The organism is Pseudomonas sp. P1_F1_2 (assembly GCF_056405815.1).
Window position 1 is genome coordinate 1 of the sequence record NZ_JBFUBK010000025.1, and the last position, 21,758, is coordinate 21,758.

The following is a 21,758-nucleotide window of genomic DNA, read 5'->3' on the forward strand; positions in this document are numbered from 1 at the left end:
GTGGACAGCTTCATCGTGGACAGCTTCATCTCGACGTCTTTAAAGCCGAAATCGGCGTAAACGTCCATGGTCAGCTTGATGAACGCTGCGGATTCAGCCTGCATCTGCTCTTCAGTGCAGAAGATGTGGGCGTCATCCTGAGTGAACGCACGCACACGCATGATGCCGTGCAGCGCACCCGATGGCTCGTTACGGTGGCAGGCACCGAATTCGGCCAGGCGCATCGGCAACTCGCGGTAGCTTTTCAGGCCTTGATTGAACACTTGCACGTGGCAAGGGCAATTCATCGGCTTGATGGCGTAGTCGCGGTTTTCCGACTGGGTGGTGAACATGTTGTCGGCGTAGTTGGCCCAATGCCCGGATTTCTCCCACAGGCTGCGGTCAACGACCTGAGGAGTCTTGATCTCCAGGTAGCCGTTGTCGCGCTGAACCTTGCGCATGTACTGCTCGAGGACCTGGTACAGAGTCCAGCCGTTCGGGTGCCAGAACACCATGCCCGGCGACTCTTCCTGGGTGTGGAACAGGCCCAGGCGCTTGCCGATCTTGCGGTGATCACGCTTTTCAGCTTCTTCGATGCGCTGGATGTAAGCCGCCAGTTGCTTCTTGTCTGCCCACGCGGTGCCGTAAACGCGCTGCAATTGCTCGTTCTTGGCATCGCCACGCCAGTAGGCGCCGGACAGCTTGGTCAGCTTGAAGGACTTCAGGAAGCGCGTGTTCGGCACGTGCGGACCGCGGCACATGTCGACGTATTCTTCGTGATAGTACAGACCCATGGCCTGTTCGTTCGGCATGTCCTCGACCAGGCGCAGTTTGTAGTCTTCACCACGGGCCTTGAACACTTCGATCACTTCGGCGCGCGGAGTGACTTTCTTGATCACGTCGTAATCTTTTTCGATCAGCTGTTGCATGCGCTGTTCGATGGCGGCCAGGTCGTCCGGAGTAAAAGGACGCTCGAAGGCGATGTCGTAATAGAAGCCTTCGTCAATGACCGGCCCGATCACCATTTTGGCGGTCGGGTACAACTGCTTGACCGCGTGGCCAACCAGGTGGGCGCAAGAGTGGCGAATGATCTCCAGCCCCTCTTCATCCTTTGGCGTAATGATTTGCAGCGTGGAATCGCTGTCGATGATGTCGCTGGCGTCGACCAGCTTGCCATTGACCTTGCCGGCCACGGTGGCCTTGGCCAGACCTGCACCAATGGATGCGGCGACCTCGGCTACGGATACCGGGTGATCGAATGAACGTTGACTGCCGTCGGGAAGAGTAATAGTTGGCATGGCGCCTCCTCTCCTAGTGGTGACCCCTACCAAAGGTCACGTGGGTTGGGATGAGCCAGTACAAGATCCGATCCAGGCCATTCAATGACGAACGCCTGCCTTACAGCGGCAGGAGCCTTGCGGCCAACCGGAAAACCGAACCAGAGTGACTGGGATTCAAATCAGGGTTATTCGCGCAATTGCCGCCACCGGGACTGAAGGTCATCCGGAGCTTGCAAACGCCCGAGCGTGGCATGCTAGCACAGATGAACGGTCGTCGATGCGTACGCGTTCGGACAATGAAGATTTCCACACTTTCCAGGGCGCAAAGTGAACTTGAGATGTACGGGCCACCTCAAATAGGCTGAGAATCGCTACAGACTATCCACCCCAAGGAGTTCCTGACATGCGCGTTATCCGTCTTTTAGCCTTCGCCGCCCCGCTGGCCTTGCTACTGCCACTGAGTGCACACGCCGCCTGGCCAACCGGCGTGAAAGACCAGTACATGGGAGATTGCACTAAAGCGGCCAGCCAAAGCGTAAACCCGGCCGAAGCAAAGAAGCACTGTGCATGCGGTGCCGACGTTCTGGAGAAGAAATTCACCACGCAAGAAATCGCGCAGCTGATGGACAAAAAAACACCGCCTAGCCAGGAACTGGGCCAGCGCGCCCTGAAAGAAATCTCGGTGTGCAGAGTCCAGAAATAAGGTTTTGCAAAGCTCTTTTTGAGCAACCCAAGGGCCTGAAATGGCCCAAAAACGCTTGATTTACATTATTTACGCAGCTTTTATGGCTTTTTTTACATCCGTTTTTTTAAGCGAAAAGCCGCTTAAACCGGGGCTTCCAGCCATTCGACGCTACGAAAAACATGCATCATGAAGGCAAACAGCACGTCCGGGGGGCTCCCAAAGCGAACATTTCGACTATGATACTCGGGTGTGCCCAGTTGGCCTGAGCAGCACAGCACTACTGAAAATATATGTTTCTTGGAGATACACCATGTCTAATCGCCAAACCGGCACCGTTAAATGGTTCAACGATGAAAAAGGCTTCGGCTTCATCACTCCTCAAGGTGGCGGTGACGACCTGTTCGTACACTTCAAAGCTATCGAAAGCGACGGTTTCAAAAGCCTGAAAGAAGGCCAAACCGTTTCCTTCGTGGCTGAGAAAGGCCAAAAGGGTATGCAAGCTGCACAAGTCCGCGCTGAGTAATTTTCAGCCGCACTAAAAAAACCCCGTCCATGTGGCGGGGTTTTTTATGGGCGAAACAAAAGCCTGGTGCGATCAGCCGCAGTTGACGCGAGTGACTACCCGATTGGCATCGGTGTTCAGGTTCAAACGATCGGAGCGGTACTCCAGGGTCACCATGTCGTTAGGCGACAGGAATCGTGCGTTCTGTGCGCCTGCGCGAGTGCGCGCCTGCTCCAGCAGTTGCGGTGAGGCTGGTTTGCCAAGGGTGAATTCGGCAGCCTTTGCTTCACAGCGGCTATGACCCGTGTCAGTCGTCGTTACAGGGTCCGTTGCCGACTCAGGCGACGTGCTGCTGCAACCTGCCAGCAGAGTAGCGGCCAACAAGGCACCCAATGACGCGAGCTTCCAAGGCATGAAGCCTCCTTTTTCAATAGTTAAGCTGAGATCGTGCGACCGCCGTTCTGGCGATTGGTTTCAAGGTGAATGCCATCACCCCGCCCCCATTTCGGACGAGCGCTGAGTTTGCCTGAGCATTGCCCTGCCCTTTAGCACTCAATCGTGACTGAATATTAATAGCGCTTAATAAACGTCGATGTAGTCATACGGTGGGTTCGGCCAGTTGTCTTTCAGCGCATTGAAGATCTGCATGACCCAGACCTCGTCACTGGCTGCGACCAAGCCTACATATCCCGAGCCTTTAGCCCACGTCTCCAGCCGAAATCTCAGCCCGTCGATATCAGTGCCGCCTACGACGCCTGAAGAAATGTAGGCGATACCGCCCTTGGTAACCCGCAACTGAGTGTGTTCGTCGTCACTGGCGGATGCCAATAACTGGCGCACCGCCTCAAGGGTCAAACCGTCAGGAGTGTTCAAATCGATCTGCACAGCGCGGTCCTTGAAAATTCGCCAAAAACCAAGTGTCGCATAGCCCTCCCCTCATGCCTAAGTCGGAGTGCCAAACACCGCGCAAAAATGGTTAACTCGACATTCAGACTTTCCCGACTTAACGAGTGCCATCATGACCACCGTAAGCATCGACGCCGACATCAAAGCCAAGTGGCAAGACGGGCACAGCTCTTACAGCCCAAGCAGTACGGAAGAACTCGCCATTATCGGCATCGACCTGCTCGTCAGGGACTTGGGGACTGAGGCCGCACAGTCTTTCATCGAACAGATTTTCGAAAAACACCTGGCGGACCAAAAGGCCGCGGCAGAGGCAGGACGGGCGTAAAACCCACAGGCTGGCACCTGCGGGCGGGGGGTTTTACTTCAGACGAGCCAGGCGCTGAGTCAGCAAGTCGAAGAAACCCTGAGCGTCGCCACTTTCGACCCAAAAAGCATTCTTCGGCGCTTTCAGTCCGTCATACCAGTCGACAATGGTTTGGCCAAAGGTCGGGCCGTCGCGACTATCAACAACCACGTTGACTGAGCGACCGCTAAACAGTTCGGGCTTGAGCAGGTAGGCGATGACGGTCGCGTCGTGCACTGGGCCACCCGCAATGCCGTAGTGCTCCATATCGCCTTTGATGTATTCGTTGAGAATATCGCCCACCAGCTTGCTGGCATTGTTGTTCAGCGCGGCAATTTGCTTCAGGCGCGATTCGCTGGTGAGGATTTTATGGGTCACGTCCAGCGGTAGATAGGTCAGCTTCACGCCACTTTTCAATACGACTTCGGCGGCCTGTGGGTCGGCGAACAAGTTGAACTCGGCCACCGGAGTAATGTTGCCACCGTTGAAATGCGCACCACCCATGACCACCACCTCCTTGATGCCCTGAACGATTCCAGGTTCCTGGATCAGCGCCAGGGCCAGATTGGTCTGTGGACCGAGCATCGCGATGGTGATGCTGTGGGGCTTGGCAGCCCTCAAGGTATCAATCAGGTAATTGACTGCATTGCCATCAGCCAGGCCTTTCTTCGGCTCATGAACGGTGATACCCGACAGCCCTTCCTTGCCATGAATGTCCTCGGCATAGATCGGGGCACGTATCAGGGGCCTCGGCGCTCCTGCATACACCGGCACATCTTCGCGCCCCGCCCATTCACGAGCCAGTCGCGCGTTACGCGATGTCTTGTCCAGTCGCACATTGCCGGCCACGGTGGTCAGCGCACGAATGTTCAGTTCTTCGGGTGATGCCAGGGCGAACAGCAAAGCGACCACATCGTCGGCGCCCGGATCGGTGTCGATGATCAAGTCGATCTTGTCCGCCGCCTGGGCGCTCGTTGCAGTAATCAGGGACAAAAGCAGCAGACTCCGGAGCAGATGGTGCAGTTTCTCAGCATAGCGGTTCATGTCGCACTCCTTGTGCTTGGGGGAAACGAATGTAGGCAGCGTTAGAATGTCACTCCCGACACCAACACGATGTTGCAGTACGGCGCACATTCTCCTGTACGAACAATCGCCCGTGCCTGTCGGCTGAGGACCTTGAACTGGTCATGACTGAGCAACTCGCGCGAACCCAGCTGACCTTCGGCATTCAGTTCGTCCAGCACACTCAATGCTGGCGGCTGCTTGCTCAGGATCTCTTGGGCCAGAACATGGCTTTCGACCTGCATTTCGCTCAGCACAACCTTCAAGGTACTGATGAAATCCGGAATCCCTTGAGTCAGCGCCAGATCAATCAGTTCGACGCCTGATGGCACCGGCAGACCGGCATCGCCGATGACGACCATGTCGCCGTGCCCCAGGGAGGCGATCAACCGAGACAGCGCGATATTGAGCAGCGGTGTTTTTTTCATGGTGCTTTGAACGCCTGTACGTCAGACAACGTGGGAATCGAAGGTTGTGCGCCAGCCCGGGTGACCGACAACGCCGCTGCGACCTGACCGAACCGGATCGCTTCGGCTTCGCTGCTTCCAGCGGCCAATGCGGCGGCAAAACCACCGACAAAGGTGTCCCCGGCGGCCGTGGTATCGACTGCCTTCACCTTCGGTGCGGGAAAATGCTCCAGGCGCGAGCCATCGGCGAACAACGAGCCCTGGGCGCCCAAAGTGATAATCACCTTACCGGCCCCCATGGCAACCAATCGGGTCGCAGCGGCTTCAGCCGACGCCAGGGAATCCACCGGCATACCACTCAGGACGCAAGCTTCGCTTTCGTTGGGGATCAGGTAATCGATGGCGGCAAACCAGTCAGCCGGCAATGGGCGGCTGGCGGGCGCAGGGTTGAGAATGACGGTCTTGCCCAGCTCACGCCCCCGCTTGAGGGCATGGCCCACCGTTGCATCCGGTACTTCCAGCTGACAAATAATCACATCCGCCGCCTGCAACACGGCGTCAAAACGGTCGATGACTTGCGGCGTCAGCGATCCGTTGGCACCCGCGACAATGACAATAGCGTTTTGACTGTTGTCATCGACTACGATCAACGCCACGCCGCTGGAGTCATCGACGGTACTGACTGCATCACAATCGATACGCTCGGCCAGCAGCGCCTCGCGCAGTTCTGCGCCATACGCATCGTTGCCCACGCAACCGACCATCGACACCTCGGCACCCAATCGGGCCGCAGCGACGGCCTGATTGGCCCCCTTGCCACCGGAAACCGTGGCAAACGACTCGCCGATCAGCGTTTCACCGCCACGCGGCAACCTTGGCGCCCGGGTTACCAGGTCCATGTTCAGGCTGCCTATCACCACTACTTTTGCTGGCATACATTGCTACTCATCAATTCTGTATCGGCGGTGCTTTTGGTTTAGCGGCTTTTCTATTTCAACGGTACTGGACGAACACACCGGCAAGCGGCGCAGTCGACTCTCTCAAGACAATACTCGGCGTCACAATTCGTTGATCAGTGGCCATATCCGGGGTGGCGATCCTGCGCAAAAGCACTTCCGCCGCCATCTCACCGAGCTGCAGGATCGACTGCCCCACCGTGGTCAACGCCGGGTAAACGTAACGGCTCATCTGGATATCGTCGAAGCCGATTACCGACAATTCAGTGGGTACGCGAATGTTGCGCTCGGCAGCCGCTCGCAACACACCGATGCCGATCATGTCGTTGCCGGCGAAGATCGCACTGGGAGCATTGCGTTCCAGCAAAATCGCGGCCGCGCTGTATCCCCCGGTGCTGGTGAAATCGCTTTCCAGCATGCGCTCGGGATTCACTTCGACGCCCGCCTCGTGCAAGGCACGGCAATAACCGGCCAGACGCATTTGCGCCACACTGGTGCCCAAAGGGCCGCCGATGGTGGCGATGTCCCGATGCCCCAGCTCCAGCAAATGTCGCGTGGCCAGATAGGCGCCGTATTCGTGGTCGATGCGTACCAGATCGACATTCACCCCCTCCAGCCCGCGGTCGACGATGACCATCGGCGTACGCACGCCGGCCAGGCCTTGCGCCAACCCCGCATCGCCACCCGCCGACGCCACGATCAAACCGTCAATACGCTTTTCCAGCAACACACGCAGGTAGCTGCGTTGCTTGTCCGGGTTGTCATCGGAGTTGCACAAGATGACGCAATACCCTTTGCGCTCGCAGTAGTCTTCGATGCCTCGCGCCAACTCGGCGAAGTACGGGTTGAGGCTGTTAGGAACCAACAAACCGATGGTGGCGGTGGTCTTGGCTTTCAGCGAGCGGGCGACGGCACTCGGCACGTAATCCAGGGTTTTGATTGCCGCCTCGACCTTGACCCGCACTTTTTCGCTGACCGGTCGGGTCTTGTTCACCACATGGGACACCGTGGTGTAGGAAATGCCCGCCAGTGCGGCTACATCCTTGATCGTTGCCATGATTCAGGTCCGCCGGTTTGCGCGTTGACTGCGATAAGTATCCAGCACCACCGCCACAACAATGACTGCGCCGGTGATGATGCGCTTGGTAGGCTCGGTCGCACCGATCTGCGCCAGACCGGCCGCCAATACGGAAATGATCAGGACCCCGAAGAACGTGCTGATCACAGAGCCACGTCCTCCCATCAAACTGGTGCCGCCGATAACAACGGCAGCGATCACCTGTAACTCCAACCCGGAGCCGGCATTCGGATCTGCCGCTTCCAGCCGGGAAATCTGAAACAGCGCAGCAATACCGGCCAATAGCCCCATCAGGCTGAACACCAGCACCTTGTAAGGTTTTGGATTGATCCCGGCCAGACGCACCGCTTCTTCATTGGTGCCAATGCCGATCAGGTAGCGACCGAACACCGTACGGGTCAACACGGCTTGGGCAACGAAGATAATCAGCAAGGCGATGATGAACGACGGCGAGATGCCGAAGGCAATCGGGTTGGACAGCCAGGCGAAGGCATCTCCGATGTAGGCCGTGCGTGAACCGGTCATCTGATAGGCCACGCCCCGGGCCATTTCCAGCACACCCAAAGACACAATGAACGAAGGTATCCGCCAGGCCACGGTGATCGAACCGGTGATGGTCCCGGCCAATGCTGCCGCCGCCATTCCAAGCAGTGCCGCCGGCAGAACGCTCCAGCCCCAGCCGAGAATCGCCACACTGACGGTTGAAGCCGCCAGCGCCAACACCGAGCCGACCGACAGGTCGATGCCACCGATAATCAACACGAAAGTCATGCCGACCGCCAGCACCATCAAATCGGGAATCTGGTTGGCCAGCGTGCTGAAAGTGTCATAAGACAGAAAGTGGCTGCTCAATACCGAGAACAGCGCAATCATCGCCAGCAAGGCACCGGCCAGGCCCAGATAGGTGCCCAGACCGTAGAAATTGCCACTACGTTTGCTGGCAGAAGATGCAGTTTTCATGGAAGGTCCCTAGGCGCCGCTTCATTGAGCAGCGCATCACGTTTTTGGTAGCCGGCAAAAGCGGCGGCAAGCAAGTCATCCTGGGTCCAGCGGTCACGCTCGAACGTGTCGATCAGGCGCCCCGCCGACAGCACGCCGATCCGGTCGCAAATCAGCATCAGCTCGCGCAGGTCGCTGGACACCACCACCAGCGCCTTGCCCTGTCGAGTCAACTCGCCAAGCAAACTGTATATGTCGAACTTGGCGCCGACATCGATGCCACGGGTTGGCTCATCGAACAACATCACCGAGCAGTCACGCTCCAGCCAACGGCCGATCACGACCTTTTGCTGGTTGCCACCGGACAGCTCGGAGACAAGTTGCGTCGGGCTCGAGCTGCGAATACGCATGGCGTCGATCTGACGCTGGGCCAAAGACATCTCGTCTGCGTTGTTGACGAAACCAGCACTGGAAATCACCGGCATGTTGCCCATGGCAATGTTGGCGCTGATCGACTGGGTCAGCAGCAAGCCTTCGCCCTTGCGGTCTTCGGTGATCAGAGCGATGCCGTGACTCACCGCATCGGCCGGCGAACGGATACTCACCACTTGGGCCGGTGACCCCAACGCGATCGTGCCACTGTCGGCGGTATCGGCACCGAAGATCAGACGCAGCAACTCGGTGCGCCCTGCCCCGATCAATCCGGAGATACCGTAGATTTCGCCAGTGCGAACTTCGAAGGACACATCGCGAACCTTATCGGAGCGGGTCAGGCCCTTGACCGTCAACGCGGGAGCGCCGATCTTGCGTGGCCCCATGTCCATGTGTTCGCCGAGCTCGCGACCGACCATCAGGGTGACCAATTGCTCGCTGTTGTAATTGGCCATCGGCTCGACGCAGACCAGGTTGCCGTCGCGCAAAACCGCAATGCGCTGGGCGACCCGCGCCAACTCTTCGAGGCGGTGAGAGATATAGATGATCGACACGCCTCGCGATTGAAGGCGGGTGATTTGCTCGAACAGCATCTCGACTTCGCGCGCCGTCAGCATGGCCGTCGGCTCGTCGAGGATTAGTACATGGCAGTCGCCAATCAGGTTGCGGGCAATCTCGACCATTTGCTGGTGACCGATACCGAGGTCGCCGACCAGAGTGTCCGGATCGATCGCATCGAGGCCGACCTGAGCCATGGCCTCGATCGCCGCCTTGCGCAGTTGCTTGCGACTGATCCAGCCACCGGTACTGGGCAAATTATCGAGAAACAGGTTTTCCGCCACCGACAGTGTCGGCAACAGATTGAGTTCTTGCATGACCATGCGGATGCCCAGGTCTTCGGCCTGGGTCCGACTGCCGGGGCGGTAATCCTGCCCCTGAAACTGCATCTGGCCAGTAGTCGGCGTCACCAGCCCGCCAATGATCTTCGACAGCGTGCTTTTACCCGCGCCATTCTCGCCGGTCAGCGCCAGCACTTCGCCGCGTATCAGCGTCAGGTCAATGCCGGTCAGGACAGGTTGAGCGTAGGTCTTGCCGATACCGCTGACCGAGAGGACAGCGTTCGGGGCGCAAACGGACATAAAACTCTCCATGTGCCCGCCCCGACGGGCGAGCACCGTTGTGTCGCCAGAAGGCCTACTTGGTAACCAGTTCTACCGGGGTTTCAATCACGCCGTTGGTGCCGCTGTCGACCTTCTCGCCCTTGATGATCTTCAGCGCAGTCTCGATACCGAACACCGCTTGCCTGGCTGCAAACTGGTCGGCGGTCGCCAGAACGCGACCGTCCTTGAGCATCGGCTTGATGGCGTTGATGTTGTCGTAACCGACCACTTGCACCTTGCCGGCCTTGCCCGCTGCACGCACGGCGGAAACGGCACCGACGGCCATGCTGTCGTTACCGGCCAGCAGGGCTTTGACATCCGGGTACTCGCTGAGGATCGAGGCGGCAACCTTGTTGCCCTTGTCGATCTCCCAGTCGCCAGACTGCAATGAAACGACTTTGATCTGCGCCGCTTCCATCGCATCTTTGAAACCAGCGGTACGGGCCTGGGCGTTGGTGGTGGTGGACACGCCTTCGATGATGCCGACTTCGTCACCGGCCTTCAGTTGCTTGGCCAGGTACTCGCCGACCAGACGCGCGCCTTTGCGGTTATCCGGGCCCACGAACGGCACCGTCATGTTCTTGCTTTTGACGACGGCAGGATCCAGCTGGTTGTCGATGTTGATCACGGTGATTCCGGCGTCGATGGCTTTCTTGATCACCGGAACCATGGCTTTGGAATCCGCCGGAGCGATGACCAGTGCATTGACTTTGGCCAGGATCATTTGCTCGACGATGCGTGTCTGGCCAGCGGTATCCGTTTCGTCTTTGATGCCGTTGGAGATCAACTCGAATTCGCCGGAATGGTCTTTCTGGTAGGCCTTGGCGCCATCTTCCATGGTCAGGAAGAATTCGTTGGCCAGGGACTTCATGACCAGCGCGACTTTGGGTTTTTCAGGAGACTCGGCGAATGCCGATGAGACAGGCAGTGCAGCGGATGCGACAGCCAGCATAGCGACAGCAAGAAGACGTCCAGCGAATGGCAGCTTCATGGGTTCACTCCGATCTTATGATTATTGTGAGCAGTGCTTGCGCTGGAGTAACGCCTGGACCCCAATCGTCAGGAGTCAGACTGCGAACAGGGTCGCGCAAACGTTTGCGTAGACCGAACTATGCGAATCCTGCCAGGATTTGTCAACGAGCTGTTTGGCGTCTTCGCAAACAAAACCTCCCCCTCCACGTTACGCAGTGGTGCTGATCAGGCCACCCGTACTGGAGTCCTTGGCCAGCTCTTTCACCAGATTACCCGTCACTTGTGACAGCGCTCCGGTGGTGTCGGCGATCTGTCCCTGGATCGACATGACCGCTGTAGCCTTGGCTTCCGGCGTCGGATAAGTCGCTGCCTGAGCGGCGGCCAATTGCTGCTGTTGTTCGCGCAGTTGCTGTTGCAGTTCCTGCATACGCTTGAGCAGCGTTTGCACCGCAATACTTTGGGTGCTGCCGCCTTCGGACTTGGCTTCGGCGCCCTGCGTTCCGCCACCGGTTCGAACCTGGTTGTCGCGGCCCTCTTCCTTATCCAGAACCGCTGTCGAGGCATCTGCCGTCGCTTCGCTCAAGGCATTGATCGTTGACGGGGATTTGCCACCGATGGTGATCGCGCCTGCATTTGGAAAACCGATAGAGAAGGACACGTTAACTCCTGTAAGAAAAATAACCTTTCAGGGGCATCGACCTGCGCGAGGTTTTCTTTAGCACTGATTGCAGATCTGGCAAGGCGAATTTGCCAGCAAAAGTCGTAGGCATTTTCGGAGAGCCGAACGCAAACGCACACCACATTCGGAAACCCGGACAACATGACGTTTAACATGCATCAGACTAAAAACAATTACCTATATAAATCATAAGGTTAGATATTTTTTTCTATCGACGTTTGACTGGTACAGATCCTGCTCTTCACCCATACCCCCGGCGTTCAGATCTGCCAGGGGCGCATCTAGATGAACTTGCATCAGCACCGTCTCACTACTAGAGAGAAAATAATGAAATCTGCTTTCAATACTTTTATTCCGGGCGCTTTGGCCCTCTTGCTCCTCCTGCCTGCTGCCCTTCAAGCAAAAGAAGTCGAAACCAAACAGAAGCTGGCGAACGTGGTCATCCTGGCCACTGGCGGCACCATTGCCGGCGCAGGCGCGAGCGCCGCGAACAGCGCAACTTACCAGGCGGCAAAAGTTGGCATCGAACAGTTGATTGCCGGTGTTCCGGAATTGAGCCAATTGGCTAATGTTCGTGGCGAGCAGGTCATGCAGATCGCCTCGGAAAGCATCACCAATGACAACCTGCTTCAGTTGGGCCGTCGCGTGGCCGAACTGGCCGACAGCAAAGACGTCGATGGCATCGTGATCACCCACGGCACCGATACCCTGGAAGAAACCGCTTACTTCCTGAACCTGGTGGAAAAAACCGACAAGCCGATCATCGTCGTCGGCTCCATGCGTCCAGGCACTGCGATGTCGGCCGACGGCATGTTGAACCTGTATAACGCCGTCGCCGTCGCCAGCAGCAAAGAAGCGCGCGGCAAAGGCGTCCTGGTGACCATGAACGACGAGATCCAGTCGGGTCGCGACGTCAGCAAGATGATCAACATCAAGACGGAAGCGTTTAAAAGTGCCTGGGGTCCGTTGGGCATGGTGGTTGAAGGCAAGTCCTACTGGTTCCGCCTGCCGGCCAAGCGTCACACCATGGACTCGGAATTCGACATCAAAACCATCAAGAGCCTGCCCGACGTAGAAATCGCCTACTCCTACGGCAATGTCAGCGACACGGCCTACAAGGCACTGGCGCAGTCCGGCGCCAAAGCGATCATCCATGCCGGTACTGGCAATGGTTCGGTTTCCTCTCGCGTGGTTCCAGCCCTGCAAGCCCTGCGCAAGGACGGCGTTCAAATCATTCGTTCGTCTCACGTGAACGCTGGCGGTTTCGTCCTGCGTAACGCCGAACAGCCTGACGACAAATACGACTGGGTTGTCGCGCACGATTTGAACCCGCAAAAAGCCCGCATCCTGGCCATGGTTGCACTGACCAAGACCAACGACAGCAAAGAGCTGCAACGGATGTTCTGGGAATATTGATTCGCCCTCGCCCGACCGGTTCTGGTCGGGCACTTTATTAACCACTCGTCAGCGTTGACGAGTGGTTAACGCCCTCCGCAAAACGCCGACAAAAAAATTTCGCTCTTCCTACACCAAACGGAAAAAACCACTGTCAGAGGATTTTCTTGAATTTTAAGCAGTTGCGAAAATGCTTACAGTTAAATACTGTATGCACGTACAGCTTAATAAGGATAATCCCGTGGCTACCACCTCCACCTCTCCTGGCACCTATGAACGCATGGGCATGCGCGTTCAGAAAATCATCAATTCCCCCACCGCTCAAAAAGCCAAAGCCGCACTGATCTTCCGCCTGCCGGATGAACCCGTGGATGAGTGGGAGCAATTGCTCGAAGAAATCGACGAGAACGACAACGTCACCCTCGCCTATCGCGACGATGGCGGCGTGCAGATTTTCTGGGTTGTGCCGAAGGAAGATTGAGTCAATGAGCGTCCGCTGGTTTGCTTTGCTGTTTTTGTTCATCACCTTCGGCGCCCAGGCCGCCGCCCCACGCACTTTCAATGAAGCCAAAAAAGTCGCCTGGAAGCTGTACGCACCGCAATCCACCGAGTTTTATTGCGGTTGCAAATACACCGGCAACAAGGTGAACCTGGCGGCCTGTGGTTATGTGCCACGCAAAAATGCCAAACGCGCGGCTCGCATCGAGTGGGAGCACATTGTCCCTGCGTGGCAGATCGGCCATCAGCGCCAGTGCTGGCAGGAAGGCGGACGCAAGAACTGCACCCGTTACGATCCGGCTTACCAGAAGGCCGAAGCCGATTTGCACAACCTGGTGCCGAGCATTGGCGAAGTGAATGGCGATCGCAATAACTTCAGTTTTGGTTGGTTGCCGGTGCAGACCGGTCAATATGGCTCGTGCTTGACCCAAGTCGACTTCAAGGCAAAGAAGGTCATGCCCCGCCCATCCATTCGCGGCATGATCGCCCGGACTTATTTTTACATGAGCAAGCAATACGGCTTGAGCCTGTCGAAACAGGATCGTCAACTGTACGAAGCCTGGAACAAGACCTATCCGGTGGAAGCCTGGGAACGTCAGCGCAACCAAAGCGTGGCGTGCGTCATGGGTCGCGGCAATGAGTTTGTCGGGCCGGTGGACATGAAAGCCTGCGGTTGATAGCCGCTGAAAAACAAAAGGCCTCGGTGTAATACCCGAGGCCTTTTTTATTTCTATCTGCCACTGTCACTGAGCCAAAGGATGCTCAAGCACCAGCAATTCGATGTTCTGCTTCTTGGCCCGAACCAGCGCCGCCGCCACCTCTGACTGCTTGGCCTCGGCCTCGGCTTTCGAGCTGAATGGCCCCATCAGAATGCGCGTCTTGCCATTTTCCATGATGACGTTGGAAACGAAGCTATGCTCGATCAACCAGCCGCTCAGATCGCTGACAGCCTGGGTTGTTTCGCCTCGCACCTCGAGATCCCATTGCGGCCCGGTAGCCGTTACTGGAGCGGAAACGACTGCCGACTTAGGCTTTTGAGCGTCAACCCCCTTACCCTCACCGCACCCAGCCAACGCCAGTACAGCGAATACCAAGACCATTTTGCGCACAACGGTTCCCTCTGAATGCCGAAAGCGGCGATTTTAACACCCATGAATACTTCTCGAGTGCCGCAAAATGGACTCAAAACAACGAGAATGATGATGGCAGCCTCTGTATAGTTACGCCTTGGGAATTAATGCAGCATCTGCGCGTCAGAAAGAGGCACCCAAACCGTGAGACTTCGCACTAATCTATACATAACACCGACCTCTGCACTGTTCGAATCAGGTGCCCTACCAAGCAATCAAGGAGAAGACCATGCTGATACTCACCCGCAAAGTCGGTGAAAGCATAAACATCGGTGACGACATTACGATCACCATCCTGGGCGTGAGCGGCCAGCAAGTCAGGATTGGCATCAACGCTCCGAAAGACGTTGCAGTGCATCGTGAAGAAATCTATCAGCGCATTCAGGCTGGCCTCACCGCGCCAGACAAGCCACAAACTCCCTGAATCCTGTTGCAGTCAGTAGCCAGCCCGTTCGCCCTGAACATCGGCTGGCTAAAGATTCGGGCGCTGTAGTGCCCGCCGTTTAATTGCTCACCCTCTCCCCTCCCGGCAAGACGTCGATACTACCGGCATGTCACATGCCATGGCTGTCAGACATTTCTGAATAAACCCGAGGAAGGACCTGATCGCACCCGCTTAACCAAACGTCACCCCGCGCGCCATACCCGTCGCAGCAATGACCATCAGCAACACCAGCAGCGCTTCGATGTGACTGAAACGGGCAAACAGTTTTGCGCGCCCGGCATCGATCGCCGCACCACGGCTAAGCGCAATTCGCCATTTGATCAGCGTCACCATGGGTGCGACTTCTAGCAGCAGGATAAGCACGAAGAGCGTCATCTTGAGATGAAACAGTGGCTGGTGCAGGTAATAATCGGTGCCTTTCTCGTATCCGCCAAAGGCCCGCATTCCACCGCTGACCAAGAGGATGACTGCGCTGATCCCCCATAGGTTATCGGCCATCAGTACGCGACGCACCTCCCCCGTCCCGGCCGCCAAGCGACTGAACGCCGTCCCTCGGGTCAAAACCGCCCAGAAGCCCAGCGCAAAAGCCAGCAGGTGAATTGCTGCAAGTGACCAATGAACCAGCATTGATATACCCCCGTCAGACCGAGTTTGAGTTTGGCCAGTCAGTAGTAGCCCAAAAAACCGGGACTTGCCCGATTTGAGCGCAGGGCGCTTTATCAGGGATTGAGTCAATGGATCGTCAAATAGCGTTGCTGCCGGGGATAGGCGCAACAGCAGTTCGAAGGTGCGAGACAAATCTCAGGCAAAAAAAATCCCAAGCAGCTGATGGAAGCTTGGGACTTAAAAATGCATAAACCGTGGTGGTGAACGCGGGGCGAATAATATCCCAACGGCTTACTTGTAACAATATATTTTAGGTCACTAGTTGGTTAAAAAATATCGTAACCCATTAAATATCCGCAATTTTTTTATGGACCCTTGGAAGGTTCCAGCTGAAACAAACCATCACCCGCCATACCCGCAGGCCTGAATATGACGCCAGAAACATAACGTCACAGACCGTCTAGACTCCACCCATCAAGAGCTGAAGGTTTCTGCTCGCTTTTGACAGCAAGCCCTTCCTCCCAATTCACCTGAGTACACAAGCCATGTGTGAATCATGTGATTCAAATTCGCTTCAAAAAACGAGCTGCCGCCGTAAGTTCCTTCAGCTTGCCGGACTTAGCGCAGGAGCACTGTTGTTGGCTGGCGCCTTGCCTGGCCAACTCCTCCACGCTGCGGAGAAAACGGCGCCACCCCCAAAACCGCAAAACGCAATCAACCCCGACATGGCCCTTCAAAGGCTTATGGAGGGAAACGAACGGTATGTTTCGGGCACTTCCAAGACGCATGACTTCAAAGCCGAACGAGAAGCCTTGGTCTCAGGCCAGAACCCGTTCGTGTCGGTGCTCAGTTGCTCTGACTCTCGCATCGCCCCCGAGTACGCTTTCGACACTGCACGCGGAGATCTTTTCTCCATACGTGTCGCCGGTAACTTCGTTACTGATGAAGGCCTGGCAAGCCTTGAGTACGCAATCGCGGTGCTCGGCTCACCGCTGATTCTCGTGCTCGGGCATGAAGACTGCGGCGCTATCAATGCAGGTATAAAAGCAGTAAAAGATCAAACCGTTTTCCCCGGCCACATCCCAAAACTGACTGATGCACTCAAGGCTTCTATCGAGAAAGTGCTAAAAGAATCAGGGAGTCTTCCTGCCAACGCTGTAGCCCAAAATGTCAAAGACTCGGTCAACAAACTCAAAAACGCCTCACCCATTCTGACTGATGCCCTCAGCAAAGGTACGTTGAAAATAGTGGGCGGCATCTATCGCCTGGCGAGCGGAAAGGTAGACCTGGTCGCCTGACTCAGAATACCCATCGCCTGTCGTTGAGATAGCCAGAAACAAGGAGCCCAGCGCAAAGGCTGGGCTCAAGTTATTTTCTGTTGTCCATCATCTTGTCGGCGAGAGCCTTAGCCCTTTCAATCAACAGGTTCTGCCTGTCCTCATGAGTAGCCCCTCCTACGACCGGGGCCGTCAGGTTGCTTTCGGCAATCAACGCAGCGCAGAAGTACTGATCCCAAACAGCCCTGCCTTCAAATGCCTGCCTTTTCATTTCGTCGGCGATCATATGCGGCTCCTTTTGGTGAGGTAGCACTACTATCTTACGCCCGAATCACGAATAACTTGCGCCGCTGAAAGCCCCTTATCAACAACCCACTCGTCGAATGAAATTAGAATGCGCACAATTCCAAGCGCTGGTCCGGCACTGCTGTTTTGGGAGATGTGCCTACCCGCATTCCAGCAGCGGCAGATCGACCAGCCTCCTGTCGCGTGGGTATCGTCCAGTCCAAGACTCTTCGATCATTGCGCGCCCGTCTGCCACCTGCGCCACCCGACCCGTCGCCGGCCTGCACCTCGCCTTCAGCGATTAGAGCAGAAGGGTGAGCAACAAAGGCCGAACTGGCATTTGCAATCGCTCTCCAGCAGCGGACTTGCTTGCGCGGAAATAGGTAGCCAACGCTGCCAACGCCAAGCTGCTTCCGCTACTGACTGACGACGGGGCGTTGCTGGCGATGCTCACCGGTGACGCCGCACCGAAGTTCAGCGGCCGCCTGGAGCGTTTCAAAAAGGAATGGCTGACCAAGTCTTCGCCCAGCCGCAGGACGATTCGAAGGCCTACGAGAACGTGCCGGCCGGTGAGCGCCCCACCTTTCACGAGATACGCGCACTCGGCGCCAGGCTGTACGTACAGCAGGGTTTCGAGCAGGAATACATTCAGGGCTTGATGGGGCACGCTGACGTAAAGATGACCGAGCACTACCAGGCAGGGCACGGCGATGATGCGGTGGCTTATATGAAGGTCAAAGCCGACCTGAAGGTGTAGCGCGGTGGTCGTTTGCCCAAAATATTCCCACAGCTTGCCCAAACACAGACAACAAAAAAGGGCCCACCTTTCGGTGAGCCCTTCTAGACCGCCCAGCAGAGCGGATTTTGTTTGGTAGGCGCGATTGGACTCGAACCAACGACCCCCACCATGTCAAGGTGGTGCTCTAACCAACTGAGCTACGTGCCTGCTGTGAGGCGGCATTCTACGGAATTCCGGAGGGGTGTCAACACCTTTTTTCGAGCTAACCCTATGAATATGCAAAATATTTAATTTTGCTGCCGTGAAGCAGAATTTCCGGTGGCTGGCGGTCGATTTTTAACTCGGGTAGGATCAATACACTCGTAAAATATATTAAACAGAGGCAGCAGGATGGCGAACATTCCCTACCCAGAGTCCTATTACGCCGCATCGGCCAATGCGGTCCCGCCGCGTCCGGCCTTGCAGGGCGAAGTAGAGACCGATGTCTGCGTAATTGGCGCCGGCTACACCGGCCTGTCCTCTGCCCTGTTTCTGTTGGAGAGCGGTTTTAAAGTCACGGTCCTGGAAGCGGCCAAGGTGGGTTTTGGTGCGTCGGGCCGTAACGGCGGCCAGATCGTCAACAGCTATAGCCGTGACATCGACGTGATCGAGCGCAGCGTCGGCCCCAAGCAGGCTCAACTGCTGGGACAGATGGCGTTCGAGGGCGGTCGGATTATTCGTGATCGGGTCGCCAAATATAATATCCAGTGCGACTTGAAGGACGGCGGCGTGTTCGCGGCCATCACCGCCAAGCAGATGGGTCATCTGGAATCGCAGAAGCGTCTGTGGGAACGTTTTGGTCACACGCAGCTTGAGCTGATGGATCAACGCCGCATCCGTGAGGTCGTGAACTGCGATCAGTATGTCGGCGGCATGCTCGACATGAGTGGCGGGCACATTCACCCGCTCAACCTGGTGCTGGGCGAGGCAGCGGCTGTTGAGTCGCTGGGCGGCACTGTCTATGAGCAGTCGCCAGCGGTGCGCATCGAGCGCGGCGCCAATCCGGTGGTGCATACGCCACAGGGCAAGGTCAGGGCCAAGTTCATCATCGTCGCCGGCAACGCTTATCTCGGTAATCTGGTGCCGGAACTGGCGGCCAAGTCGATGCCTTGTGGAACCCAGGTCATCACCACCGAACCATTGGGTGACGAATTGGCGAAAAACCTCCTGCCACAGGATTACTGTGTCGAGGACTGCAATTACCTGCTCGACTATTACCGCCTCACGAGCGACAAGCGGCTGATCTTCGGCGGCGGCGTGGTGTATGGCGCGCGCGATCCGGCGAACATCGAGGCGATCATTCGGCCGAAGATGCTCAAGGCGTTCCCGCAGCTCAAGGACGTGAAAATCGACTACGCTTGGACGGGCAACTTCCTGCTGACCCTGTCGCGTCTTCCGCAGGTCGGACGACTGGGGGACAACATTTACTATTCCCAAGGCTGTAGCGGTCATGGCGTGACGTACACGCACCTGGCAGGCAAGGTGTTGGCCGAAGCGTTGCGCGGTCAGGCCGAGCGTTTCGATGCGTTTGCTGATCTGCCGCACTATCCGTTCCCCGGCGGACAATTGCTGCGCACACCGTTTGCGGCGTTAGGCGCCTGGTACTACGGGCTGCGGGACAAATTCGGGTACTAAGCAACACTGCAATACTTTGTCGGAGCGAGCCTGCTCGCGATAGCGGTTTTCCTGTCAGAGATTCATAGCTGACACACCGCTATCGCGAGCAGGCTCACTCCTACAAGAAGAACCGGGGGGTCAGAGTCGATCCCGCGCTATCCCGCTGCGAATCCGCAGGATGTCGGCGAGTACGGCGAGGGCGATTTCAGCGGGGGTTTTGCTGCCCAGGTTCAGGCCGATGGGTGCATGAATCCGCGACAGCTCCAATTCCCCCAAACCACCAATCCGACGCAATCGCTCGAAGCGCTTTTGCGAGGTTTGCATAGACCCCATCACACCGATGTAAAACGCCTCGGTGCGCACCGCTTCCATCATTGCCAGGTCATCGATGCGCGGATCGTGGGTCAACGCCACCACCGCGGTGTCGCTGTGGCAGCCGCCGTCAGCGATGAATACCGAGGGCAGTTGACGACGAATCTCGACGTTTTCAAGCACCACACCGTCGAGCACCTCGTCGCGCGGATCACAGAGAATGACTTCGAAACCCAGCCCGATGGCAAACTCCGCGCAGGCCTGAGCGACCGAGGAGTACCCCGCCAGCAACAATCGCTGTGCCGCACCAATGCGCACGCGCACCCGATCGATCTCACGCTCGATTCGCACACCCTGCTCGCGATCATCGAACAGACTGCGCGCACCATTGGCCAGATCGATCTCGCGGATCAGTCGACGCTGCCCCAGCAGCGCCGACTCCAGCTCCCGCAGGTGTGCCTGAACCTCGCAATCGGGCTCAAGCTTCTCCACCAGCACGTCGAGCACACCGCCACAGGGCAAACTCACCCGGGAGCGCGGATCGTCGCCCTCGCCATAACGGACGACGCTGACCGCTTCAAGGAACGCCCCTTCGGCGACTCGCTCGAGAAAATCCTCCTCGACACAACCGCCCGACAGCGAACCGATCCATTGCCCGTCGGTGTTCACCGCCAGCAGCGAACCCGGCGCACGAGGCGCCGAGCCGTAGGTGGCAAGCACCGTACAGAGCCAAAGGCGCTTTCCGGTCGTCGACCACTCCAGCGCCCGGCGCACCACTTGCAGGTCGAGATGCTGCATGTCAGTGCGCCTTGTGCTCGAGCGGCGGCGCATCGGCGCGCAACGTCTGCACATCATTGACCGCCAGATCACCAGCCTGACCACCCCACGCTTGACGCAGGTAGTTCAGCAGATCAGTGAGTTGCTCGTGACTGAGCTTCTCGGCAAACCCCGGCATCGGTTGCATGTGTTCGAACCCGGAAAACTTCTGCTCACCAATACCGTCGTCGATCACCCGGACCAGGTTGCGCGGATCTTCCAGGCGCAGCGTGGTGTTGCCCCGCATGGCCACGGCAATGTGCGGCTTGCCTTCGCCACCGACAGCGTGGCAACCGGCGCAGACGTTGAGGTATTCCTGCCGCCCCCGCTGGGCACTTGCCGTGAGTTTGTCCAACGGCATGTCTGTCAGCACTTTCGCCGCCGGTGGTTGATCGCCGAGCAGGAAGGTCGCCATCGCCGCCAGGTCCGGATCTGTCAGGCCCTGGGTGCTGTTGTGAAACACCGGGAACATTTCGTTGAACATCGTGCCCTGGGCGCTCATGCCGTGCTTGAGGAACGAACTCAGGTCCTGATGATTCCAGCCGCGAGCCGCCAGGTCATTGGCCAACAGGCTTGGAGCCAGATAGCCATTGAGCAGGCCGCCCGTCATACGCTTATCTTGCTGCATCGCCCCTGGCAAACCGCGCGGGGTGTGGCATTCGCCGCAGTGGCCGAGCACATCGACCAGATACTGGCCACGCTTGAAGGCTTCACTTTTGCCTTCGGTGGGCGCCAATTTCACGTCCTTGCCGTAAAGCATGTTCCAGCCCACCAGACCGAGGCGCACGTTGAATGGAAAACTCAGGCTGGTGACCGGGGCTGCACGCTCAATCGGCTCGACGGTTTTCAGGTACGCATGAATCGCATCGGAATCTTCACGCGGCATCAAGTGATACGAGGTGTACGGCATCGCCGGATACAGGTTCGCGCCGTCGCGACGCTTGCCTTCGGTGAGCGCGGCAAAGAACTCGTCATCGTTGTAAAGGCCGATGCCGTGCTCTTTGCTCGGAGTGATGTTGGTGCCGTAGATCGTACCGAACGGCGAGACAATCGGCAGACCGCCCGCATACGGCGCGCCACCCGGCGCGGTGTGGCAAGCCATGCAGTCGGCAGCGCGGGCGAGGTATTCGCCGTGCTTGACCTGATCTTCCGCGTGGGCCAGCAACACCGGCGCAGCCAGACCAACCGCCAACGCCAGGCGGGAAAGTAGTTGCTTCAT

The 21,758-nt window shown here is 57.4% G+C and carries 26 protein-coding genes and 1 tRNA gene; 10 read left to right on the top strand and 17 right to left on the bottom strand.

The features are described from left to right. The coding region (gene thrS, locus AC1D2P_RS09835; RefSeq protein ID WP_477811413.1) for a threonine--tRNA ligase at positions 1 to 1,277 on the bottom strand (1,277 nt) is incomplete at its 3' end. Positions 1,278 to 1,662: 385 nt separating this feature from the next. On the opposite strand from thrS, the gene AC1D2P_RS09840 reads away from it, so the two are divergent. Both AC1D2P_RS09840 and AC1D2P_RS09845 read left to right on the top strand, forming a co-directional pair. Next, positions 1,663 to 1,962 carry a hypothetical protein gene (locus tag AC1D2P_RS09840; protein ID WP_223523286.1) on the top strand — a complete coding sequence of 100 codons (300 nt, stop codon included), beginning with the start codon at positions 1,663 to 1,665 and terminating at the stop codon, positions 1,960 to 1,962. A 292-nt stretch (positions 1,963 to 2,254) separates the two neighbouring features. Next, positions 2,255 to 2,467, top strand: a complete 213-nt coding sequence (locus AC1D2P_RS09845; RefSeq protein WP_007905882.1) for a cold-shock protein — start codon at positions 2,255 to 2,257, stop codon at positions 2,465 to 2,467. A gap of 72 nt (positions 2,468 to 2,539) precedes the next feature. Here AC1D2P_RS09845 and AC1D2P_RS09850 read toward each other — a convergent pair whose 3' ends face one another. Both AC1D2P_RS09850 and AC1D2P_RS09855 read right to left on the bottom strand, forming a co-directional pair. Beyond that, entirely contained in the window at positions 2,540 to 2,860 is a 321-nt protein-coding gene (locus tag AC1D2P_RS09850) for an I78 family peptidase inhibitor (RefSeq protein WP_109785848.1), read from the bottom strand. Between the two features lie 165 nt (positions 2,861 to 3,025). Beyond that, positions 3,026 to 3,331, bottom strand: coding sequence for a hypothetical protein (locus AC1D2P_RS09855; RefSeq protein ID WP_019649602.1), 306 nt, complete (start codon positions 3,329 to 3,331; stop codon positions 3,026 to 3,028). A 133-nt stretch (positions 3,332 to 3,464) separates the two neighbouring features. On the opposite strand from AC1D2P_RS09855, the gene AC1D2P_RS09860 reads away from it, so the two are divergent. After that, positions 3,465 to 3,677 (top strand): hypothetical protein, encoded by a 213-nt coding sequence (locus AC1D2P_RS09860; RefSeq protein WP_046028234.1) that lies wholly within the window; start codon positions 3,465 to 3,467, stop codon positions 3,675 to 3,677. A gap of 33 nt (positions 3,678 to 3,710) precedes the next feature. Here AC1D2P_RS09860 and AC1D2P_RS09865 read toward each other — a convergent pair whose 3' ends face one another. The 8 genes from AC1D2P_RS09865 to AC1D2P_RS09900 form a co-directional block, all read right to left on the bottom strand. Next, a complete protein-coding gene (locus AC1D2P_RS09865; protein ID WP_046028235.1) occupies positions 3,711 to 4,739 on the bottom strand; it encodes a nucleoside hydrolase in 1,029 nt (342 codons plus the stop codon). Between the two features lie 41 nt (positions 4,740 to 4,780). Then, the gene (rbsD, locus tag AC1D2P_RS09870; RefSeq protein ID WP_109785849.1) at positions 4,781 to 5,185 is read right to left on the bottom strand and encodes a D-ribose pyranase; all 405 of its coding nucleotides are present in this window, start codon (positions 5,183 to 5,185) and stop codon (positions 4,781 to 4,783) included. Further along, entirely contained in the window at positions 5,182 to 6,099 is a 918-nt protein-coding gene (gene rbsK, locus AC1D2P_RS09875) for a ribokinase (protein WP_109785850.1), read from the bottom strand. Before rbsK ends, rbsD begins: the two co-directional genes overlap by 4 nt. A gap of 58 nt (positions 6,100 to 6,157) precedes the next feature. Next, positions 6,158 to 7,177, bottom strand: a complete 1,020-nt coding sequence (locus AC1D2P_RS09880; RefSeq protein WP_109785851.1) for a LacI family DNA-binding transcriptional regulator — start codon at positions 7,175 to 7,177, stop codon at positions 6,158 to 6,160. A 3-nt stretch (positions 7,178 to 7,180) separates the two neighbouring features. Beyond that, a complete protein-coding gene (locus tag AC1D2P_RS09885) occupies positions 7,181 to 8,158 on the bottom strand; it encodes an ABC transporter permease (protein WP_477757590.1) in 978 nt (325 codons plus the stop codon). Continuing rightward, complete coding sequence (locus tag AC1D2P_RS09890; RefSeq protein ID WP_223523288.1) at positions 8,155 to 9,708, bottom strand: sugar ABC transporter ATP-binding protein; 1,554 nt, start codon at positions 9,706 to 9,708, stop codon at positions 8,155 to 8,157. The genes AC1D2P_RS09885 and AC1D2P_RS09890 overlap by 4 nt, the downstream gene beginning before the upstream one ends. A 55-nt stretch (positions 9,709 to 9,763) precedes the next feature. Next, positions 9,764 to 10,720, bottom strand: coding sequence for a sugar ABC transporter substrate-binding protein (locus AC1D2P_RS09895; RefSeq protein WP_109785853.1), 957 nt, complete (start codon positions 10,718 to 10,720; stop codon positions 9,764 to 9,766). 189 nt (positions 10,721 to 10,909) lie between these two features. Continuing rightward, the gene (locus tag AC1D2P_RS09900; RefSeq protein ID WP_223523290.1) at positions 10,910 to 11,359 is read right to left on the bottom strand and encodes a hypothetical protein; all 450 of its coding nucleotides are present in this window, start codon (positions 11,357 to 11,359) and stop codon (positions 10,910 to 10,912) included. A 348-nt stretch (positions 11,360 to 11,707) separates the two neighbouring features. On the opposite strand from AC1D2P_RS09900, the gene AC1D2P_RS09905 reads away from it, so the two are divergent. From AC1D2P_RS09905 to AC1D2P_RS09915, 3 genes are all read left to right on the top strand, one after another. Beyond that, positions 11,708 to 12,796 (top strand): asparaginase, encoded by a 1,089-nt coding sequence (locus AC1D2P_RS09905; RefSeq protein ID WP_046028247.1) that lies wholly within the window; start codon positions 11,708 to 11,710, stop codon positions 12,794 to 12,796. A gap of 169 nt (positions 12,797 to 12,965) precedes the next feature. Next, positions 12,966 to 13,256 carry a DUF1654 domain-containing protein gene (locus tag AC1D2P_RS09910; protein ID WP_046028250.1) on the top strand — a complete coding sequence of 97 codons (291 nt, stop codon included), beginning with the start codon at positions 12,966 to 12,968 and terminating at the stop codon, positions 13,254 to 13,256. A 4-nt stretch (positions 13,257 to 13,260) separates the two neighbouring features. Next, positions 13,261 to 13,950: an endonuclease gene (locus tag AC1D2P_RS09915; protein ID WP_046028251.1), complete on the top strand. Its 690-nt coding sequence runs from the start codon at positions 13,261 to 13,263 to the stop codon at positions 13,948 to 13,950. Positions 13,951 to 14,016: 66 nt separating this feature from the next. Here AC1D2P_RS09915 and AC1D2P_RS09920 read toward each other — a convergent pair whose 3' ends face one another. Then, a complete protein-coding gene (locus tag AC1D2P_RS09920) occupies positions 14,017 to 14,382 on the bottom strand; it encodes an SPOR domain-containing protein (RefSeq protein WP_477757591.1) in 366 nt (121 codons plus the stop codon). A 250-nt stretch (positions 14,383 to 14,632) separates the two neighbouring features. Here AC1D2P_RS09920 and csrA point away from each other — a divergent pair, with 250 nt between their 5' ends. Next, positions 14,633 to 14,827, top strand: a complete 195-nt coding sequence (csrA, locus tag AC1D2P_RS09925) for a carbon storage regulator CsrA (RefSeq protein WP_007938114.1) — start codon at positions 14,633 to 14,635, stop codon at positions 14,825 to 14,827. A 192-nt stretch (positions 14,828 to 15,019) separates the two neighbouring features. Here the strand turns inward: csrA and AC1D2P_RS09930 are convergent, their stop codons facing one another. Then, complete coding sequence (locus AC1D2P_RS09930; RefSeq protein ID WP_477757592.1) at positions 15,020 to 15,475, bottom strand: DUF2214 family protein; 456 nt, start codon at positions 15,473 to 15,475, stop codon at positions 15,020 to 15,022. Positions 15,476 to 15,999: 524 nt separating this feature from the next. Between AC1D2P_RS09930 and AC1D2P_RS09935 the strand changes: the two genes are divergently transcribed. Next, positions 16,000 to 16,752, top strand: a complete 753-nt coding sequence (locus AC1D2P_RS09935; RefSeq protein ID WP_477757593.1) for a carbonic anhydrase — start codon at positions 16,000 to 16,002, stop codon at positions 16,750 to 16,752. A gap of 70 nt (positions 16,753 to 16,822) precedes the next feature. Here the strand turns inward: AC1D2P_RS09935 and AC1D2P_RS09940 are convergent, their stop codons facing one another. Further along, positions 16,823 to 17,017, bottom strand: coding sequence for a hypothetical protein (locus tag AC1D2P_RS09940; RefSeq protein ID WP_046028257.1), 195 nt, complete (start codon positions 17,015 to 17,017; stop codon positions 16,823 to 16,825). Positions 17,018 to 17,521: 504 nt separating this feature from the next. On the opposite strand from AC1D2P_RS09940, the gene AC1D2P_RS09945 reads away from it, so the two are divergent. After that, positions 17,522 to 17,773: a tyrosine-type recombinase/integrase gene (locus tag AC1D2P_RS09945; protein ID WP_109785857.1), complete on the top strand. Its 252-nt coding sequence runs from the start codon at positions 17,522 to 17,524 to the stop codon at positions 17,771 to 17,773. A 112-nt stretch (positions 17,774 to 17,885) separates the two neighbouring features. Here AC1D2P_RS09945 and AC1D2P_RS09950 read toward each other — a convergent pair. Continuing rightward, a tRNA-Val gene (locus tag AC1D2P_RS09950) sits at positions 17,886 to 17,962 on the bottom strand. Positions 17,963 to 18,145: 183 nt separating this feature from the next. Between AC1D2P_RS09950 and AC1D2P_RS09955 the strand changes: the two genes are divergently transcribed. Further along, positions 18,146 to 19,429, top strand: a complete 1,284-nt coding sequence (locus tag AC1D2P_RS09955) for an NAD(P)/FAD-dependent oxidoreductase (RefSeq protein WP_109785858.1) — start codon at positions 18,146 to 18,148, stop codon at positions 19,427 to 19,429. Positions 19,430 to 19,549: 120 nt separating this feature from the next. Here the strand turns inward: AC1D2P_RS09955 and AC1D2P_RS09960 are convergent, their stop codons facing one another. Together AC1D2P_RS09960 and AC1D2P_RS09965 are read right to left on the bottom strand one after the other, a co-directional pair. After that, the gene (locus tag AC1D2P_RS09960; protein ID WP_223524066.1) at positions 19,550 to 20,521 is read right to left on the bottom strand and encodes an XdhC family protein; all 972 of its coding nucleotides are present in this window, start codon (positions 20,519 to 20,521) and stop codon (positions 19,550 to 19,552) included. A 1-nt stretch (position 20,522) separates the two neighbouring features. Then, entirely contained in the window at positions 20,523 to 21,758 is a 1,236-nt protein-coding gene (locus AC1D2P_RS09965; RefSeq protein ID WP_477757594.1) for a c-type cytochrome, read from the bottom strand.

What these genes read in the sequence shown, in the direction of transcription:
- AC1D2P_RS09840 (WP_223523286.1), top strand. Translation starts at nt 1,663, where the DNA reads ATGCGCGTTATCCGTCTTTTAGCCTTCGCCGCCCCGCTGGCCTTGCTA.
- AC1D2P_RS09865 (WP_046028235.1), bottom strand. Translation starts at nt 4,739, where the DNA reads ATGAACCGCTATGCTGAGAAACTGCACCATCTGCTCCGGAGTCTGCTG.
- AC1D2P_RS09860 (WP_046028234.1), top strand. Translation starts at nt 3,465, where the DNA reads ATGACCACCGTAAGCATCGACGCCGACATCAAAGCCAAGTGGCAAGAC.
- AC1D2P_RS09940 (WP_046028257.1), bottom strand. Translation starts at nt 17,017, where the DNA reads ATGATCGCCGACGAAATGAAAAGGCAGGCATTTGAAGGCAGGGCTGTT.
- rbsD (WP_109785849.1), bottom strand. Translation starts at nt 5,185, where the DNA reads ATGAAAAAAACACCGCTGCTCAATATCGCGCTGTCTCGGTTGATCGCC.
- AC1D2P_RS09890 (WP_223523288.1), bottom strand. Translation starts at nt 9,708, where the DNA reads ATGTCCGTTTGCGCCCCGAACGCTGTCCTCTCGGTCAGCGGTATCGGC.
- AC1D2P_RS09935 (WP_477757593.1), top strand. Translation starts at nt 16,000, where the DNA reads ATGTGTGAATCATGTGATTCAAATTCGCTTCAAAAAACGAGCTGCCGC.
- AC1D2P_RS09955 (WP_109785858.1), top strand. Translation starts at nt 18,146, where the DNA reads ATGGCGAACATTCCCTACCCAGAGTCCTATTACGCCGCATCGGCCAAT.
- csrA (WP_007938114.1), top strand. Translation starts at nt 14,633, where the DNA reads ATGCTGATACTCACCCGCAAAGTCGGTGAAAGCATAAACATCGGTGAC.
- AC1D2P_RS09965 (WP_477757594.1), bottom strand. Translation starts at nt 21,758, where the DNA reads ATGAAGCAACTACTTTCCCGCCTGGCGTTGGCGGTTGGTCTGGCTGCG.
- AC1D2P_RS09905 (WP_046028247.1), top strand. Translation starts at nt 11,708, where the DNA reads ATGAAATCTGCTTTCAATACTTTTATTCCGGGCGCTTTGGCCCTCTTG.
- AC1D2P_RS09910 (WP_046028250.1), top strand. Translation starts at nt 12,966, where the DNA reads ATGCTTACAGTTAAATACTGTATGCACGTACAGCTTAATAAGGATAAT.
- AC1D2P_RS09945 (WP_109785857.1), top strand. Translation starts at nt 17,522, where the DNA reads ATGGCTGACCAAGTCTTCGCCCAGCCGCAGGACGATTCGAAGGCCTAC.
- AC1D2P_RS09895 (WP_109785853.1), bottom strand. Translation starts at nt 10,720, where the DNA reads ATGAAGCTGCCATTCGCTGGACGTCTTCTTGCTGTCGCTATGCTGGCT.
- AC1D2P_RS09850 (WP_109785848.1), bottom strand. Translation starts at nt 2,860, where the DNA reads ATGCCTTGGAAGCTCGCGTCATTGGGTGCCTTGTTGGCCGCTACTCTG.
- AC1D2P_RS09885 (WP_477757590.1), bottom strand. Translation starts at nt 8,158, where the DNA reads ATGAAAACTGCATCTTCTGCCAGCAAACGTAGTGGCAATTTCTACGGT.
- AC1D2P_RS09915 (WP_046028251.1), top strand. Translation starts at nt 13,261, where the DNA reads ATGAGCGTCCGCTGGTTTGCTTTGCTGTTTTTGTTCATCACCTTCGGC.
- AC1D2P_RS09845 (WP_007905882.1), top strand. Translation starts at nt 2,255, where the DNA reads ATGTCTAATCGCCAAACCGGCACCGTTAAATGGTTCAACGATGAAAAA.
- rbsK (WP_109785850.1), bottom strand. Translation starts at nt 6,099, where the DNA reads ATGCCAGCAAAAGTAGTGGTGATAGGCAGCCTGAACATGGACCTGGTA.
- AC1D2P_RS09930 (WP_477757592.1), bottom strand. Translation starts at nt 15,475, where the DNA reads ATGCTGGTTCATTGGTCACTTGCAGCAATTCACCTGCTGGCTTTTGCG.
- AC1D2P_RS09960 (WP_223524066.1), bottom strand. Translation starts at nt 20,521, where the DNA reads ATGCAGCATCTCGACCTGCAAGTGGTGCGCCGGGCGCTGGAGTGGTCG.
- AC1D2P_RS09880 (WP_109785851.1), bottom strand. Translation starts at nt 7,177, where the DNA reads ATGGCAACGATCAAGGATGTAGCCGCACTGGCGGGCATTTCCTACACC.